1 protein-coding gene is annotated in these 335 nt (G+C 70.7%); it reads left to right on the forward strand.

The genetic code is table 11. The features are described from left to right. A partial coding sequence (locus DIE22_RS37935) for a glycoside hydrolase family 3 C-terminal domain-containing protein (protein WP_185640795.1) occupies positions 1–335 on the forward strand: 335 nt, incomplete at both ends.

The following is a 335-nucleotide window of genomic DNA, read 5'->3' on the forward strand; positions in this document are numbered from 1 at the left end:
CTCGACGAGGAAGAGGACGTCGGCCCCTCCGTCTACCTGACGCCGGCCGCCGTCAAGCAGGCGATCGCGAACGGCTCCGTGTCGACCGCTCGCCTCGACGACATGGTGCGCCGCAAGCTGGCCGTGATGATCCGCGTCGGCGTGATGGACGATCCGGCCAAGGGCGGCGGCACGATCGATTTCGCGGCCGCGAACCGGTTCGCGCAGGGCGTCGCCGAGCAGTCGATCGTGCTGCTGAAGAACGACGGCAACCAGTTGCCGCTGGCGGCGTCCGCACTGTCGCGCATCGCCGTGATCGGCGGCCACGCCGATGCAGCCGTGCTGTCGGGCGGCGG

The sequence above is a fragment of the Burkholderia sp. Bp9142 genome (assembly GCF_003853415.1).
Classification (GTDB): Bacteria; Pseudomonadota; Gammaproteobacteria; order Burkholderiales; family Burkholderiaceae; genus Burkholderia.